We start from the raw sequence: 17028 nt of genomic DNA, 5'->3' as shown, positions 1-17028 counted from the left end.
AACAGTACTGCAAGACTTCCCTATGACAATATTTTTCCATACAACATTCCTTCCCGTTATTGTAAAATGAACACGAGGGGGGATTAAGATGAACTTACAAGCAGGGTTATGGCAGCAGCAGACTTTAAAGCTAACGATGACGCAAGAGCTTACTCAGGCGATTGCCTTGCTGCAATATAATACACAGGAGCTTTCTGCATTTTTAGAGAATAAAGCTTTGGAAAACCCCTTATTGCAGATTGAGCCTGGCAATGTGCAAGCCATGGACCCCCGGAAGGATCGAGTGAAGCCAACTCGCAAGAAAGTGGATAAAGATAAGCAAAACTGGATTGAACAGATTGGGGAAACGGTGACTTATCTAGATGAATATTTAAAGTCACAGGTAGATCTCAATCGATTAACTATAAATGGAAAAAAAGTATTTGACTATTTAATTGAGTGTATCGATGAAAACGGTTACTTTCGTGCAGAGGTAAGTGAAGTAGCCGCTCATTTTAAACTATCGGACGAAGAAGTCTATGAACATCTTAAACTATTGCAAGGATTAGAGCCCGCTGGGATCGGTGCCCGGAATTTGCAAGAATGCCTCTTATTGCAATTACGGCGCTGTGAGAAGAGGAATGTACTCGCAGAAGAAATCATAGAAAAGCATTTCCTTCCTTTTGCTGAAAAGAAATGGAAGGATATATCAAAATTGCTCAATGTAAAATTGAATGAGATTCAAGAGGTATTCGATTTCATTCAAACATTAAATCCAAGACCAGCTTCCTCCTTTCAACACGAAAAATCTGCTTACATAGTGCCAGATGTTGTGATTAAGTGGGATGGGGAATCCTTTACAGTAAGTATATTTGATGAGGCATTGCCGAAAATTAGCTTTAACAGCGCGTACTATGAAAAGTTCTCGTCTAACAATGATAAGTCAGTCAATCGCTTTATTCAGGAAAATCAGCAGGATTATCAATGGATCATGAAGAGCATTGAGCAAAGAAAAGAAACATTAACAAAGGTTTCTTTGAAGATAGTAGAAAAACAGCGGGACTTTTTTATGAATGGACCTGCATACTTACGACCAATGACAATGAAGGAGATTGCGGACGAACTTGAAATTCATGAGTCAACGGTCAGTCGTGCCGTTAGAGAGAAGTATGCGCAAACCCCTTTTGGAACGTACGAATTAAGATCCTTCTTCTCAAGCACGATAAAGACTACATCAGATGAGAATACCTCATCCAAGCAAGTAAAGACGATCATTAGCCAATTGGTAGAAGGCGAAAACAAACAAAAGCCATTATCTGATCAGGAAATCGTTCATTTGTTAAAAGAGCAAGAGGGGATGGTTGTTTCGCGTAGAACAATTGCGAAATACCGGGATCAGCTCGGTATTCCTTCTTCATCAAAACGAAAACGCTATGAATGAAGGGAGAATAGCAATGAACAAAAGTACACTTGTGCTCTATACACGCAGCCGTTGTTCATTATGTGATAAAGCGAAAAAGATCATCCTAGAATTACAGGAAGAATGGGATTTTATTCTGGAAGAAATTGATATTGATACGAGCGATGAATTAACTGAAAAATATGGAATCATGATTCCGGTTGTTGAAATCGATGGAGAAGAAATTCAATTCGGACAAATTGATCATCTAACCATTAGTGAAGCGTTTTCAGAAAAAAGTAAATCTTTTTAATTGAATTCACTTATTACTCCTGTTAAAATGTAGTTATAGCAGGAGTGATTTTTTTTGCTTCAATCGGGACATAATATGTCTACGGGGGACAAAAAATGTCCAGGAGGATAAAATCAATGGATTCATTAATTGATGTTCAAAAAAGATTATTGCCTGATTTATTAACCATTATGCAAAAGCGCTATCATATTCTTCACTACATTGGGCTAATGGAACCTGTTGGGAGAAGGAGCTTAAGTCTCAGTTTAGGCTTAACGGAAAGGGTATTAAGAAGTGAGGTTGAATTTTTAAAAGACCAAAATCTGATTGCCTCTTCAACCGCAGGGATGAGCTTGACTTCTGATGGTAAAGATTTACTTGATAAATTAAGCGCTGTCATTAGAGAAATCTCAGGAATTAGTGCCATGGAGGAGAATCTGCAGCGTAAGCTTGGCATTCAGAAGGTCATCATCGTCTCTGGTGATTGTGATGATTCACCATGGGTGAAAACGGAATTGGGCAGAGCTGCTGCCAATCGGATGAAGTCCAATCTTACAGGGGAAAATATTATTGCTGTAACAGGCGGCTCAACTATTGCAGCCGTGGCAGATATGTTAACCCCATTAGACGCTTCGCAAAGCTGTCTTTTTGTCCCCGCAAGAGGCGGAATAGGTGAGGATGTAAAAAATCAAGCCAACTCCATCTGTGCGGCAATGGCTGACCGGACGGATTCCAAGCATCGTGTCCTGTATATCCCAGATCAAGTGAGCCAGGAGATGTATGAATCCATTATTAAGGAACGGGAAATTAGCGAAGTTCTGAAAATGATCAAGTCAGCAAGCATGGTTTTACATGGGATTGGAGACGCTATTACAATGGCAGAACGCCGAAAATCAAGCAGCGAAGATCTAGCAAAAATTAAAGGTGCACAGGCAGAAGGGGAAGCTTTCGGCTATTATTTCAATAAAAATGGCGAGGTCGTTCATAAAGTTCAAACGATTGGACTCCAGCTGCAGGATCTTTCTGCTATTCCGGATGTCATTGCAGTTGCAGGAGGAAAAACGAAGGCAAAGGCGATTGCCGCTTATATGAAACAAGCACCGCAATCAACCGTACTCGTAACGGATGAAGGTGCAGCAAAATGTTTATTAAAAGGGTAAATACCCTTTTTCAATACAATTTTATCCGACAAGGGAGGAAGTTAAAATGGCAGTAAAAGTTGGTATTAATGGATTTGGAAGAATTGGTCGTGTAGTTTTTCGTGCAGCATTAAAGAACCCTAATATAGAGATTGTCGCAGTAAATGATTTAACAGATGCAAACATGCTTGCACATCTTTTAAAATATGATTCTGTGCATGGAACATTAAATGAAAATGTATCTGTTGATGGAGATTATCTTGTAGTTGGCGGACATAAAGTAAAAGTAATCGCAGAACGTGATCCTGCTCAGCTTGGATGGGGAGACTTAGGTGTTGAAGTGGTTATTGAATCAACAGGTCGTTTTACGAAGCGTGAAGATGCAGCGAAGCATTTAGAAGCGGGGGCAAAGAAAGTCATTATTTCTGCACCTGCTACGAATGAGGATATTACAGTAGTTATGGGTGTAAACCATGAAAGCTATGATCCTGCAAACCACCATGTCATTTCAAATGCGTCATGTACAACAAACTGTCTTGCACCTTTTGCTAAAGTTCTGAATGATAAGTTTGGCATCAAGCGTGGAATGATGACAACGATCCACTCTTATACAAATGATCAGCAAATTCTTGACTTGCCGCATAAAGATTATCGTCGTGCACGTGCGGCAGCGGAGAATATCATTCCAACGACAACTGGGGCTGCCAAAGCTGTTTCCCTTGTGTTGCCTGAGTTAAAGGGCAAATTAAACGGTGGAGCTGTACGTGTACCAACTCCAAACGTTTCTTTAGTTGATTTAGTTGCTGAGCTTGAAAAAGAAGTAACAGCTGAAGATGTAAACGCAGCATTTAAAGCAGCGGCTGAAGGAGAATTAAAAGGCATTTTAGCATATAGCGAGGAGCCATTAGTTTCTAGTGATTACAATGGAGATCCTGCATCATCTACGATCGATGCCCTTTCTACAATGATTATGGAAGGCAATATGGTAAAAGTCATTTCTTGGTATGACAACGAAAGCGGCTATTCTAATCGCGTTATAGATCTTGTAGATTATATCGCACAAAAAGGCTTTTAAAATCTTAATAAAATTCCTTGGAAAGTTTTAAACATATTGGAAATTGAAAGTGCAAACGTCTATAATGATATATGGTAAAGGGGAGCGGGGAACAAACCCCTCTCCTTTTTCTATGAAGAGTTTTCGCAATTATTTTTGCATTGGTGTAAGCCTAAGCAAGTACTACTTATTTGTAAACATGTGGGGGTCATTTTGCGATGAACAAAAAAAGCGTTAAAGATGTGGATTTAAAAGGGAAAAAGGTATTTTGCCGTGTGGATTTCAATGTACCGATGAAAGATGGCAAAGTGACTGATGAAACACGAATCCGCGCTGCACTGCCAACGATTCAATACTTAACAGACCAAGGAGCAAAAGTAATTCTAGCCAGTCATCTTGGACGTCCAAAGGGACAGGCAGTCGAGGAATTGCGCCTGACACCGGTCGCAGCTCGTTTGTCTGAGCTTCTTGGAAAAGAAGTGAAAAAAGCAGATGAAGCATATGGAGATGAGGTTAAAGAAATGATAGGAACAATGAACGAGGGAGATGTCATGCTTCTTGAAAATGTTCGTTTCTATCCTGGCGAGGAAAAAAATGATCCTGAGCTAGCGAAGGCTTTTGCTGAATTAGCCGATCTTTATGTGAACGATGCGTTCGGAGCAGCACACCGTGCCCATGCTTCAACAGAGGGAATTGCTCATTATCTTCCAGCTGTATCAGGACTTTTAATGGAGAAGGAGCTAGAGGTGTTAGGAAAAGCTCTATCTAATCCAGAGCGCCCATTTACAGCGATTATTGGCGGGGCAAAAGTAAAGGATAAAATTGGCGTGATTGAAAATCTGCTTGATAAGGTAGATAACTTAATCATTGGCGGCGGCTTGGCTTATACGTTCGTAAAGGCAAATGGACATGAAATAGGAAAATCACTTTTAGAAGAAGATAAAATAGATTTAGCAAAATCATTTATGAAGAAAGCGCAAGAAAAGGGAGTTAACTTCTATATGCCAGTTGACGCTGTCATTGCTGATGACTTCTCCGTGGAAGCAAACACAAAAACGGTTGCAATTGAGGAAATTCCAGCCGATTGGCAAGCGCTTGATATCGGACCGAAAACGGCTGAAATTTACAGCGATGTGATCCAAAATTCAAAGCTAGTCATCTGGAATGGACCGATGGGTGTGTTTGAATGGGATAAATTTGCTGGCGGAACAAGGGCTGTGGCTGAAGCATTAGCAGAAGCTAACGATACATATTCCGTCATTGGCGGCGGGGACTCTGCAGCAGCTGTAGAAAAATTCTATCTTGCAGACCGCATGAGCCATATTTCCACGGGCGGCGGTGCTTCCCTAGAGTTTATGGAAGGCAAGGCTTTACCTGGTGTAGTTGCGTTGAATGATAAATAGAAAAGCGGAAGCGGCTTGTTAGCCCGACAAGCATAAGACGGGTCCAAGTAGAAGGCGTTCTTTGCCTTCAACTTGGGAACGGCTAATGACCTCGAGGGTCTAGGCGCTGGAGCTGGACAGAGAAAAGCGGAAGCGGCTTGATCAGGGGCGACAAGCATAAGGCAGTCCAGCAGGAAGGTTGTACTTTAACCTTCTTGATGGAATGACTAATGACCTCGAGGGTCTAGGCGCTGGAGCTGGACAGAGAAAAGCGAAATAAAAATATTGCATGAAAGGATGTACCATTATGCGTAAACCAATCATTGCAGGAAACTGGAAAATGCATAAAACCCTTCCGGAGGCGAGAGCATTTTTAGGAGAAATTAAAGGCTCAATTCCAGATGTGGATAAAGTTGAAACGGTTATATGTGCCCCAGCTTTATTTTTGGAGCGCTTAGTAGGCTCTAATGTAGGTATTGGTGCACAAAATATGCATTTTGAAGAAAGCGGTGCTTTTACAGGGGAGATCAGTCCTGTGGCACTAGAAGATATTGGTGTAAAATATGTGATTCTCGGTCATTCTGAACGCCGTGAAATGTTTAATGAAACAGATGATGCAGTGAACAAAAAAACATTGGCAGCTTTCAAGCACAACCTAACTCCGATTGTATGCTGTGGAGAAACGCTTGAACAACGGGAGAATGGCGAAACAATGGCATTTGTAGGCTCACAAATAGAAAAGGCATTGCAAGGCTTAACTGAGGAACAAGTGAAACAAACGGTTATTGCGTATGAACCAATCTGGGCAATTGGCACAGGAAAATCTTCTACTGCTGAAGATGCAAATGAAGTATGTGCACATATTCGCCAAGTGGTGAAGGAGCAATTTTCTCAAGCTGTAGCAGATGCTGTCCGAATTCAATATGGCGGCAGTGTGAAGCCTGGAAATATTAAAGAATATATGTCTCAGCCTGATATCGATGGCGCTTTAGTAGGAGGCGCTAGCTTAGAAGCACAATCGTTCCTGCAATTATTGGAGGCAGGGCAATATGAGTAAATCACCTGTTGCATTAATCATCCTAGATGGCTTCGGGTTAAGAAATGTGCAAAAGGGAAATGCAGTATCTCATGCGAAGAAGCCAAACTTTGACCGTTATTGGAATGAGTTTCCTCATGCGACCTTAACAGCTTGCGGGGAAGCGGTCGGTTTGCCTGAAGGACAAATGGGGAACTCAGAGGTTGGACACCTGAATATTGGTGCTGGTCGTGTGGTTTATCAAAGCCTGACAAGAGTAAATGTGGCGATTCGTGAAGGCAAGTTTGAGAAGAATGAAACCTTTTTAAAGGCTATTAACCATGTAAAAGAAAATGGGACAAATCTTCATTTGATGGGCTTACTTTCAGATGGAGGCGTCCACAGCCATATTAATCACCTTTATGCGCTGCTTCATTTAGCGGCAGAAGAGGGCGTTAAAAACGTCTATGTTCATGGGTTTTTAGATGGACGGGATGTGGGACCACAAACGGCTGAAGGGTATATAAAAGCAGCTGAGGAAAAAATGAAGGAATATGGTGTCGGTGAATTTGCGACGATTTCTGGCCGTTACTACTCTATGGATCGGGATAAGCGATGGGAGCGTGTAGAAAAATCATACCGCTCGATGGTTTACGGGGATGGCCCAACCTATTCGAATGCGATTGATTTAGTAGAGGATAACTATCGGCATGGGATTTTTGATGAGTTCGTCATTCCATCAGTAATTACTAGAGAAAATGGGGAGCCTGTTGCAACCATTCAGGATAATGATGCTGTTATTTTCTATAACTTCCGACCGGATCGGGCAATCCAAATATCAAACACGTTTACAAATAAAGATTTCCGTTCGTTCGATAGAGGGTCAAAGCATCCTGATCACCTATTTTTCGTTTGCTTGACTCATTTTAGTGAAACGGTTGATGGCTATGTGGCGTTTGAACCAAGCAATTTGGATAATACACTTGGCGAGGTACTATCCCAAAATGGCTTAAAACAGCTGCGAATTGCAGAAACTGAGAAATATCCGCATGTCACCTTTTTTATGAGCGGGGGACGTGAAGCGGAATTTCCAGGTGAAAAGCGGATTTTAATCAACTCCCCAAAGGTCGCTACATATGATTTAAAGCCAGAAATGAGTGCATACGAAGTGACGGATGCCTTACTAAAGGAAATCGAAGCGGACCAGCAGGATGCGATTATTCTTAACTTTGCTAATCCTGATATGGTCGGCCATTCTGGGATGCTTGAGCCTACCATTAAGGCGGTAGAGACTGTTGACGAATGCCTTGGGAAAATTGTTGATCTCATCGTTAAAAAAGGTGGAAAAGCAATTATTACTGCTGACCACGGGAATGCGGATGAAGTTGTTACGTTAGATGGGCAGCCGATGACCGCCCATACGACCAATCCGGTACCTGTGATTATTACGGAAAATGGTGTAAAACTTCGAGAAGACGGCATTCTTGGTGATCTTGCGCCAACCGTGCTGGATCTTCTTGGACTTGAAAAACCAGCTGAAATGACAGGAACAACATTAATAAAAAAATAAGTTGAATTTAAAGGAGAGAATAAATATGCCATTTATCCAACATGTATATGCTCGTGAAGTTTTAGATTCTCGCGGAAACCCAACAGTTGAAGTAGAAGTGTTAACAGAATCAGGATTCTTTGGCCGTGCAATGGTTCCATCTGGTGCATCAACTGGTGAATACGAAGCAGTTGAGCTTCGTGATGGCGACAAGTCACGCTACCTTGGAAAAGGTGTTCAAAAAGCAGTAGACAACGTAAATAACTTAATTGCTGACGTTGTAATCGGTATGGATGTAACGGATCAAGTCGGCATCGACCGCACGATGATCGAATTAGATGGAACAGAAAACAAAGGCAAACTTGGTGCCAATGCAATCCTTGGTGTTTCAATGGCATGTGCACATGCAGCTGCTGAGTCTGTAGGTCTTCCTTTGTACCGTTACCTTGGCGGATTCAATGCGAAGCAGCTTCCAACACCAATGATGAACATTATTAATGGTGGATCTCATGCTGATAATAACGTGGATTTCCAAGAATTCATGATTATGCCTGTAGGCGCGCCTACTTTTAAAGAAGCGATCCGCATGGGTGCGGAAGTATTCCATTCTTTGAAGAAAGTTTTATCTGGCAAAGGCTTGAATACAGCTGTAGGTGATGAAGGCGGATTCGCTCCAAACCTTGGTTCAAACCGTGAAGCATTAGAGGTTATTATTGAGGCAATTTCCAATGCTGGCTACGAAGCGGGCAAAGACATTTACCTTGCAATGGATGTTGCTTCATCCGAGTTCTTTAACAAAGAAACTGGCAAATACGATCTTGCAGGTGAAGGCCGCACAGGCTTAACTTCAGAAGATATGGTTAACTTCTACGAAGAGCTTGTGAATGAATTCCCGATCATCTCGATTGAAGACGGCTTAGATGAAAACGACTGGGAGGGCCACAAGCTTCTTACTGAACGGATCGGCGGAAAAGTACAGCTTGTTGGGGATGACCTATTCGTTACAAATACAAAGAAATTAGCACAGGGAATTGAGCAAGGCGTTGGCAACTCAATCCTTATCAAAGTAAACCAAATCGGTACGTTAACAGAAACATTTGATGCCATCGAAATGGCGAAGCGTGCAGGCTATACGGCTGTCGTTTCTCATCGTTCTGGTGAAACAGAAGATGCAACTATTGCTGACATCGCTGTTGCAACAAATGCAGGCCAAATCAAGACAGGATCTATGTCCCGTACTGATCGTATCGCAAAATACAACCAGCTTCTTCGCATCGAGGATGAGCTTGGGGATTTAGCGGTTTATGATGGATTGAAGTCTTTCTATAATTTGAAGAAATAAGTTTGTCAGGGCGGCCATTGTGGCCGCCCCTTTTGGTGGTTTGGCGAATATAATTGGGGTAACGGCGAATATATTTCATTTTTGTCCAATATAATGTGGCTGACGGCGAATATATCATTTTTTTGTCCAATAAAATCAATCTGACGGCGAATATCTCACTGAGGATGGTATACTCTCCCTTTGTTAGCCCCTGAACTTGGCAGATTCATTCGCATAAGCAGCTTGGATGCCATATCTACGGATGATAAATGAGTAAATTCACGAAATTGCTTGTTAGACATCGTTGAATTTAATGAGAGAAAGTAATCTTTTACTGCCTCAACATGTGCATTTTTATCAAAACACCCACATTTTTCACAAAACCATTTTTTCCGTAAGCGAACCATCCCAAATGATAGGCAATTTGGACACTGCACCCCTGTTTTCACATCTGATTTAGTCAATACGTATTTCTGCGAAATATTCTGATCACTTGGAACATGGCTTTTTAAAAGCAATTTACACAGTTTCCGCAAGTGCTTCATTTCAATTACATCTTTTTTATACGCCTTTCCAATTTCATTTAGACGATCTAGCAGATTATATCCATGCACGATCCTTTTCAAAAGTGATTGACTGCGAGAATTGGTTTTTAAAATGGTTGAGGGGCTGCTGAAAGCAACTAAATAATCGATGGGAATCTGAGAGTAGCCATAACTGTTGAGAAATGTGCTTAATTGCTGCTGATGCCATTTGGTTTGAGAAATGGGATTTTGGAAGCCCTCTTCTTTATCATTAGCTGTGCGAATAAGTTGGTTAAACGAATCTTCAAGAAGCAGTGTACCGTAGAAATTCTTGCATTCGAGGATAAAAGCTAGATGGCGGCTGAGGACTAGATAATCGATTTGAAAATGGTGAGGACCATTAGGAAGACACAAATCATGAAAAATAAAGTAATCTTTATCCGGGAGGAAATCTAAGTAGTAGGATAATGCTCGTTCCCCGTTATAACCAGCTAATCTTTTTCTTAAATCCTCCTTTATCTCGGCATATTTGGCATGATCTATAGGTATACGCCGCATTAATGCCTCCAATTTTAAAATGCTGCTTGGTTTCGATAACTCTTTTACAATCAAAATAATCACTCCTTTCCCGATAAATTCGATCTCGAGTAGAACCATTCCTTCTACGAACTATGACCAAATTCTGAATTCTATTGCCAATAAAACACAACTATGATAAAATTAGTGATACTGTAAAAGGTTCGTTTCAGGAGGTGGGCTTTTATGCATGCACTATTAATCACGCTATTGGTTATTGTATCTGTCGGACTTATTGTTGTCGTACTTCTGCAATCAGGTAAAAGTGCTGGTTTATCCGGTGCCATTTCTGGGGGAGCAGAACAGCTTTTTGGAAAACAAAAAGCACGCGGGCTGGATCTGATTCTTCACCGTATTACAATTGTTCTTGCAGTCCTATTCTTTATTTTAACTATTGGAGTATCCTATTTCGCGTTATAAAAAATTGCCTGGCCTTCATTAGGTCAGGTTTTTTTCGTTTGCTTTGTTAAAAATAACTATTAATCAAACGTTTGATTAAACGAATTTTACATAAAAAGGGGTATCATATAGATGAAAATTGTTACACCGAAGCCGTTTACTTTTGGTAATGGGAAGCGAGCGGTGCTGTTGCTGCACGGTTTTACAGGAAATACAGCGGATGTACGCATGATGGGCCGTTTTTTAGAAGGGAAAGGCTATACATGCCATGCACCGCAATACAAAGGGCATGGTGTGCCGCCAGAGGAGCTTGTTCATACGGGGCCAGAAGACTGGTGGAAAGACGTCATGGATGGCTATGAATACTTGAAAAATAAGGGTCATCAAGAAATTGCTGTGGCAGGACTATCATTGGGAGGCGTATTTTCCTTGAAATTAGGTTACACTGTACCTGTTAAGGGAATTATCCCCATGTGTGCACCGATGCATATTAAGAGTGAAGAAGTGATGTATGAAGGGATTCTTCAGTATGCCCAACAATATAAGCAGCTAGAAGGGAAAACTGAGGTGCAAATAGAACAAGAGATGGCTGAATTTCAAAAAACACCGATGAATACATTAAAAGCACTTCAAGAATTAATTGCTGATGTTCGCAATCATGTGGATATGATTTATTCTCCAACTTTCGTTGTTCAAGCAAGAGAGGATCATATGATCAATACGGACAGCGCGAACATTATTTATAATGAAGTGGAGTCAGATTTGAAAGAAATCAAATGGTTTGAGGAATCAGGACACGTAATTACGCTTGATAAAGAACGAGATCAGCTTCATGAAGATGTGTTTCAGTTTTTAGAAAAGCTAGATTGGGAAGAATAGAAGAAAAGGAGGGGATATTGAATGGAAAATAATATCCAACAAATTATAGATAAGCTCCTGTACTATATGAAGGATGAGGCTTATAAGCCGCTTACCGTACAGGAAATGGAATCCGCATTTGGAATTGAGGATTCTTCCGATTTTAAAGATTTTGTAAAAGCGCTTGTGATGATGGAGGAAAAAGGTCTCGTTGTACGAACAAGAAGCAATCGGTACGGCCTGCCAGAGAAGATGAATCTCATACGCGGGAAGTTAACTGGGCATGCTAAAGGCTTTGCCTTTGTCATTCCAGATGAGCCGGGAATGGATGATATTTTTATCCCGCCAAATGAAACGAATAACGCGATGCACGGAGATATCGTTCTTGCACGTGTTAGTTCAGAGACATCTGGCCAGAGACGAGAAGGCACTGTTATACGCGTTTTAGAGCGTGGAATCACGCAGATTGTCGGGACATATACAGAAAGTAAAAATTTTGGATTTGTGCTTCCTGATGATAAGAAATTCACCAGTGATATATTCATCCCGAAAGCAGCTTCTCTTGGCGCAGTTGAAGGTCATAAAGTAGTCGTTAAGCTGACAACTTATCCGGAAGGAAGAAAAAGTGCAGAAGGGGAAGTCGTACAAATCCTCGGTCATAAAAACGATCCAGGTGTTGATATTCTTTCTGTTATCCATAAGCATGGTCTGCCAATGGAGTTTCCGGATGAAGTACTTGAACAGGCAACAAACACGCCTGAAACAATTGATCCAAATGATCTGGCAAACCGCCGGGATTTAAGGGATCAAACAATCGTCACGATTGATGGGGCAGACGCTAAGGATTTGGATGACGCTGTTACTGTCACGAAGCTTGAAAATGGCAACTACAAACTTGGTGTACATATCGCAGATGTTACCCATTATGTTCGTGAGGATTCACCGATTGACCGTGAAGCAGAAGAGCGCGCAACAAGTATTTATTTAGTTGATCGCGTTATTCCAATGATTCCTCATCGCTTGTCCAATGGGATCTGCTCATTGAATCCGAAGGTTGACAGGCTAACACTTTCATGTGAAATGGAAATAGCTCCTAGTGGAGAGGTCGTTTCGCATGAAATTTTCCAAAGTGTGATTAAAACAACGGAGCGAATGACTTATTCGGATGTGAATAAAATTCTCGAGGACCAAGATGAGGAGCTCATGAACCGTTATGAGCCACTTGTACCAATGTTTCAGTTAATGGAAGAGCTCGCACAAATTTTACGAAATAAGCGAATGAAGCGTGGAGCGATTGACTTCGATTTTAAAGAGGCAAAAGTGATTGTTGATGAGGAAGGCAAGCCAAATGATGTTGTTATTCGTGAACGTTCAGTTGCTGAAAGGTTAATCGAAGAATTCATGCTAGCAGCAAATGAAACGGTAGCCGAGCATTTTCATTGGATGGAGGTACCATTTATCTATCGAATCCACGAGGATCCGAAGGAAGATAAGCTAAGAAGATTCTTTGAATTTATCATCAATTTCGGTTATATCGTGAGAGGAACAGCGAATGCTGTTCATCCGCGTGCCTTGCAGGAAATTATTGAGGAAGTCCAGGGCAAGCCAGAGGAAATGGTTGTTTCTACGGTTATGCTTCGCTCGATGCAACAGGCAAAATACGATCCAGAAAGCTTGGGTCACTTTGGATTATCAACAGAATTTTATACACATTTCACATCGCCGATCCGCCGGTACCCAGATTTAATTGTGCACCGATTGATCCGTACGTATTTAATTGAAGGCAAGCTCGACCAAGCTACAAGGGAAAAATGGAATGCACAGCTTCCTGATATTGCTGAGCACTCTTCAAATATGGAGCGGAGAGCAGTCGAGGCAGAACGGGAAACGGATGAGCTGAAAAAAGCCGAATACATGGAAGATAAAATTGGCGAGGAATACGACGGGATGATTAGCTCTGTGACAAACTTTGGAATGTTTGTTGAGTTGCCGAATACAATTGAAGGTCTCATCCACGTAAGCTATATGACCGATGATTATTATCGTTACGATGAGCGCCATCTAGCGATGATTGGCGAACGGACGGGCAACGTGTTCCGCATTGGCGATGAAATTACTGTCCGTGTTGTAAAAGTGAATAAAGAAGAGCGTTCAATTGACTTTGAAATTGTCGGCATGAAAGGAACACGCAGACAAGAAACAAGTGACAAACCAAAGATTTTCCGAACAGGCAGCAGTGAGCGCAAGCCACGTAAAGGCAAATCCGAACAAAGTGCAGGAAGTCGTAATCGTACAGACTCTGGCGCTAGCGATGGAAAGAAAAAACCAAAAAAGAGTAGAAAGTATTACGAAAATGCGCCAAAGGCAAAGCGTAAAAATAAGAAACGCTAACTAGCTCAGCATTGGCCAAATCACGAAAATGGATTTGGCCAAACTTTTGGATAGGAGTCAGCTAGAGTAAACAATATGTGGAAATAAGTGGATGCAGTGAATTAGAGCCCTAATGTGGTAATAAAAGTAAAATCAGGTTACTATAATGAAGGTTAGAGCCTGTAAATGGGTAAAAAAGGTAAATGAGGGCATGAAAGTAGAGTTTAGAGCCTGGAAGTGGGTTAATTTGGTAAATACCGGTTCCAAAGCAAAAGAAAGAGCTTGAATATGGAAATAAAAGTAAAAACGGGTCACTAAAACAAGTTTTTATAGAATAAATAGGAAATGATAGCTGAGAAGAAAACAGTCTTTGTCTTATGTGGGAAAGGCTCTTCATTGAGCAGTCTCTATTTTTTTGGTACAATATAGAAAACGAATTCTATCTGACAGCCCCCAAAAGTACTGACAGATTAGAAGAAGTAAGGGGGAAATGCAATGCCAAAAGGCGCAGGGAAAATGATCGCGCAAAATAAAAAAGCTTATCATGACTTTTCAATAGAAGAAACCTACGAAGCTGGAATTGTCCTGCAGGGAACAGAAATTAAATCAATTAGACAAGGGAAAGTTAATTTGAAAGATTCCTATGCAAGAATTGAAAAAGGGGAAGTTTTTTTAATTGGGATGCACGTCAGTCCATATGAGCAGGGCAACCGCTACAACCATGATCCGCTTCGAGAAAGAAAGCTGCTTCTTCATAATAAAGAAATTAGCAAACTAATTGGAGAAACGAAAGAAATTGGCTACTCACTTGTCCCATTAAAGCTTTATTTGAAAAATGGATACGCAAAGGTTTTAATCGGTCTCGCAAAAGGGAAAAAGAAATACGACAAGCGTGAGGATCTGAAAAAGAAAGAAGCCAAACGTGAAGTGGAGCGTGCTTTCAGAGAAAGACAAAAAATGTAATTACAAAAATTTACAATTGAATTTGTAGTTATATATGCTATAATAATAATTGTCAAAGCGAGTGACATTAACAATCTTTAGCTCAGCTACTTGAGCATTCCGGATGTCGTCAGCGTGCAGAATGAGATTCGACGCAGACCTATTACAATGGGGACGCTACGGATTCGACAGGGATAGTTCGAGCTTAGGTTGCGAGTCGAGGGGATCGGCCTCGTTAAAACGTCAAAGCCTATAACTGGCAAACAACAAAACAACTTCGCTTTAGCTGCTTAATAGCGCTTAGCGGTTCGTCCCTCCATTGCCCATGTGGTAGGGTAACGGACTCACTCTAAGTGGGCTACGCCGGATTCCACCGTCTGAGGAAGAAGGAAGAGAACAACCAGACTAGCTGACTGGACGCCTGTCGATAGGCAGAAGGGTTCAGCGAATCATGAATATGTCGACTACACTCGTAGAAGCTTAAGTGCCGATGTTTCTGGACGAGGGTTCGACTCCCTCCGTCTCCACCAAATACATATTTGGTGGTTTTTTATTTTTGTGACTTGAACCATAATATTGCCGCTTTGGCAACTTTATGCTTCAAAAAACTTTTGGCAAATATATGCTTCAATAAATTTAATATAGAAGAAAGAACTGTAAGTTAAATCTTTACCTCCTTTTGTAGATTTTATATATAGTCGCGAAGTTTATAAAAAGTTTGATCAAAAATCCTGTGTTAATATTGAGCTGCACCCCAATTGTTAGACACCAACTAACAATTGGAGGTGCAGTTTTTATATGGCTAAATTTACTTCAGAAGACAAAGTACAAGCAGTTAGTCGTTACTTAAATGGAAATGAGAGTTCATATGAAATAGCCAAATCTTTAGGAACTAATCATAAGGCAATTCTTAAATGGGTTAAACAATACGAATACAATGGTGTTGATGCATTTATAAAGCGATATACAAATTACACACAACAGTTTAAACTAGACGTACTAAATTATATGATTGAACACGGTACGTTCTTTGTTGAAACAGCTGCTATCTTTAATATAGCGGCACCGTCCACAATTCTTGTTTGGAAAAAGCAATTTGAAACACAAGGATTAGATGCCCTTCAATCCAAGAAGAAAGGATGTCTATCCATGAAAAAAGAGTCTATGAAACAAACAAATCAATTACCAGCCGAAGGATCTGTCGAAGCTCTGGAAGCACGTATTAAGCAGCTTGAAATGGAAAATGCGTATTTAAAAAAGTTGAATGCCTTAGTTCAAAACAAGGAAAAATCACCAAACAAGACAAAGCGCAAGTAGTCTATGAATTAAGGCATGAGTTTCCGGTGATAGAATTAGTGAAGCTAGCTGGGATCCATAGAAGCACATACTATTATTATGTAAAACAAATGGATAAACCCGATCCAGATGCCGATTTAAAAATCGAAATAAGCGCTATTTATGACGAACATGAAGGTCGTTATGGATACCGTCGAATTCGTGATGAATTAGCGAATCGTGGTAAAAAAGTGAATCATAAAAAAGTACAAAGAATCATGAAGGAATTAGGTTTAAAATGCCTTGTACGCATGAAAAAATATAAATCTTATAAAGGGGCAGTAGGTAAAATTGCGCCCAATATTTTAGATCGTCAATTTAGAGCGGATCATCCGAATGAGAAATGGGTAACGGATATTACAGAGTTTAAATTATTTGGAGAGAAGCTTTACTTTTCACCTGTATTAGATTTATTCAATGGGGAGATTATCACATACACGATTGGCTCTAGACCAACGTACTCTCTCGTATCAACGATGCTGGAACAAGTACTAGAACGGTTGCCGGAAGATCACCAGCTACTTATGCACTCAGATCAAGGTTGGCAGTATCAAATGAAGAAATATCGTCAGGCTTTACAAAAAAGAGGAATCACCCAGAGTAAGTCCCGTAAGGGAAACTGTTATGATAATTCCGTTATGGAGAATTTCTTTGGTATCATGAAATCAGAGTTTCTCTATTTGAAAGAATTTGAAAGTGTAGAACATTTTAAACTAGAACTAGAAAAATATATCGAGTACTATAACAACAAACGAATTAAGGCTAAATTAAAAGGCATGAGTCCGATACAATATCGGACTCATACCCAATCCGCTGCCTAATGAGATAACCGTGTCTAACTTTTAGGGGTCACTTCACAAAGCAGGATTTTTTCTTATTCCACAATCGGACCAA

Annotated in this window: 14 protein-coding genes and 1 other RNA gene; 14 read left to right on the top strand and 1 reads right to left on the bottom strand. The window is 40.7% G+C overall.

Translation table 11 applies throughout. From position 1 onward, the window contains the following. The first annotated feature begins 88 nt into the window (after window positions 1–88). From rpoN to eno, 8 genes are all read left to right on the top strand, one after another. Window positions 89–1420, top strand: a complete 1332-nt coding sequence (gene rpoN, locus AN957_RS23615; protein ID WP_053477625.1) for an RNA polymerase factor sigma-54 — start codon at window positions 89–91, stop codon at window positions 1418–1420. Window positions 1421–1433: 13 nt separating this feature from the next. After that, complete coding sequence (locus AN957_RS23610) at window positions 1434–1691, top strand: glutaredoxin family protein (protein WP_056686411.1); 258 nt, start codon at window positions 1434–1436, stop codon at window positions 1689–1691. A 116-nt stretch (window positions 1692–1807) separates the two neighbouring features. Further along, window positions 1808–2830, top strand: coding sequence for a sugar-binding transcriptional regulator (locus AN957_RS23605; protein ID WP_053477627.1), 1023 nt, complete (start codon window positions 1808–1810; stop codon window positions 2828–2830). Between the two features lie 46 nt (window positions 2831–2876). Beyond that, window positions 2877–3884, top strand: a complete 1008-nt coding sequence (gene gap, locus AN957_RS23600; protein ID WP_053477628.1) for a type I glyceraldehyde-3-phosphate dehydrogenase — start codon at window positions 2877–2879, stop codon at window positions 3882–3884. Window positions 3885–4081: 197 nt separating this feature from the next. Continuing rightward, window positions 4082–5266, top strand: coding sequence for a phosphoglycerate kinase (locus tag AN957_RS23595; RefSeq protein WP_056686408.1), 1185 nt, complete (start codon window positions 4082–4084; stop codon window positions 5264–5266). Window positions 5267–5552: 286 nt separating this feature from the next. Continuing rightward, window positions 5553–6302 (top strand): triose-phosphate isomerase, encoded by a 750-nt coding sequence (gene tpiA, locus AN957_RS23590; protein WP_053477630.1) that lies wholly within the window; start codon window positions 5553–5555, stop codon window positions 6300–6302. Further along, window positions 6295–7830, top strand: a complete 1536-nt coding sequence (gene gpmI / locus AN957_RS23585) for a 2,3-bisphosphoglycerate-independent phosphoglycerate mutase (RefSeq protein ID WP_056686405.1) — start codon at window positions 6295–6297, stop codon at window positions 7828–7830. Before tpiA ends, gpmI begins: the two co-directional genes overlap by 8 nt. Window positions 7831–7855: 25 nt before the next feature. Next, window positions 7856–9151 (top strand): phosphopyruvate hydratase, encoded by a 1296-nt coding sequence (eno, locus tag AN957_RS23580; RefSeq protein WP_053477632.1) that lies wholly within the window; start codon window positions 7856–7858, stop codon window positions 9149–9151. 155 nt (window positions 9152–9306) lie between these two features. Here the strand turns inward: eno and AN957_RS23575 are convergent, their stop codons facing one another. Then, window positions 9307–10266 (bottom strand): nuclease-related domain-containing protein, encoded by a 960-nt coding sequence (locus AN957_RS23575; RefSeq protein ID WP_056686402.1) that lies wholly within the window; start codon window positions 10264–10266, stop codon window positions 9307–9309. Between the two features lie 150 nt (window positions 10267–10416). Here AN957_RS23575 and secG point away from each other — a divergent pair, with 150 nt between their 5' ends. The 6 genes from secG (at window position 10417) to AN957_RS27470 (ending at window position 16955) form a co-directional block, all read left to right on the top strand. Continuing rightward, window positions 10417–10650: a preprotein translocase subunit SecG gene (gene secG, locus AN957_RS23570; protein ID WP_053477634.1), complete on the top strand. Its 234-nt coding sequence runs from the start codon at window positions 10417–10419 to the stop codon at window positions 10648–10650. Window positions 10651–10761: 111 nt separating this feature from the next. Then, entirely contained in the window at window positions 10762–11508 is a 747-nt protein-coding gene (locus tag AN957_RS23565; RefSeq protein ID WP_053477635.1) for an alpha/beta hydrolase, read from the top strand. 21 nt (window positions 11509–11529) lie between these two features. Then, window positions 11530–13878 carry a ribonuclease R gene (gene rnr / locus AN957_RS23560; RefSeq protein ID WP_056686399.1) on the top strand — a complete coding sequence of 783 codons (2349 nt, stop codon included), beginning with the start codon at window positions 11530–11532 and terminating at the stop codon, window positions 13876–13878. 474 nt (window positions 13879–14352) lie between these two features. After that, window positions 14353–14820, top strand: coding sequence for an SsrA-binding protein SmpB (gene smpB / locus AN957_RS23555; RefSeq protein ID WP_053477637.1), 468 nt, complete (start codon window positions 14353–14355; stop codon window positions 14818–14820). A gap of 149 nt (window positions 14821–14969) precedes the next feature. Next, window positions 14970–15329: a transfer-messenger RNA gene (gene ssrA, locus AN957_RS27205) on the top strand. 268 nt (window positions 15330–15597) lie between these two features. Further along, window positions 15598–16955 (top strand): IS3 family transposase gene (locus tag AN957_RS27470; RefSeq protein ID WP_156341160.1). Its coding sequence is split into 2 segments (ribosomal slippage): window positions 15598–16051 and window positions 16051–16955, totalling 1359 coding nucleotides; the frame shifts between segments, so codons are not numbered across the junction. Window positions 16956–17028: the final 73 nt, after the last annotated feature.

It is taken from the genome of Cytobacillus solani, from assembly GCF_001420595.1.
In the GTDB taxonomy this organism is placed as follows: domain Bacteria; phylum Bacillota; class Bacilli; order Bacillales; family Cytobacillaceae; genus Cytobacillus; species Cytobacillus solani.
Note: the sequence above shows the minus strand (reverse complement) of the source record. Positions and strands in the feature narration are given on the sequence as shown.

Bases quoted from the DNA above. Each gene is read 5' to 3' on its own strand.
- rpoN (WP_053477625.1), top strand. From the start codon at position 89: ATGAACTTACAAGCAGGGTTATGGCAGCAGCAGACTTTAAAGCTAACG.
- AN957_RS23610 (WP_056686411.1), top strand. From the start codon at position 1,434: ATGAACAAAAGTACACTTGTGCTCTATACACGCAGCCGTTGTTCATTA.
- AN957_RS23605 (WP_053477627.1), top strand. From the start codon at position 1,808: ATGGATTCATTAATTGATGTTCAAAAAAGATTATTGCCTGATTTATTA.
- gap (WP_053477628.1), top strand. From the start codon at position 2,877: ATGGCAGTAAAAGTTGGTATTAATGGATTTGGAAGAATTGGTCGTGTA.
- AN957_RS23595 (WP_056686408.1), top strand. From the start codon at position 4,082: ATGAACAAAAAAAGCGTTAAAGATGTGGATTTAAAAGGGAAAAAGGTA.
- tpiA (WP_053477630.1), top strand. From the start codon at position 5,553: ATGCGTAAACCAATCATTGCAGGAAACTGGAAAATGCATAAAACCCTT.
- gpmI (WP_056686405.1), top strand. From the start codon at position 6,295: ATGAGTAAATCACCTGTTGCATTAATCATCCTAGATGGCTTCGGGTTA.
- eno (WP_053477632.1), top strand. From the start codon at position 7,856: ATGCCATTTATCCAACATGTATATGCTCGTGAAGTTTTAGATTCTCGC.
- secG (WP_053477634.1), top strand. From the start codon at position 10,417: ATGCATGCACTATTAATCACGCTATTGGTTATTGTATCTGTCGGACTT.
- AN957_RS23565 (WP_053477635.1), top strand. From the start codon at position 10,762: ATGAAAATTGTTACACCGAAGCCGTTTACTTTTGGTAATGGGAAGCGA.
- rnr (WP_056686399.1), top strand. From the start codon at position 11,530: ATGGAAAATAATATCCAACAAATTATAGATAAGCTCCTGTACTATATG.
- smpB (WP_053477637.1), top strand. From the start codon at position 14,353: ATGCCAAAAGGCGCAGGGAAAATGATCGCGCAAAATAAAAAAGCTTAT.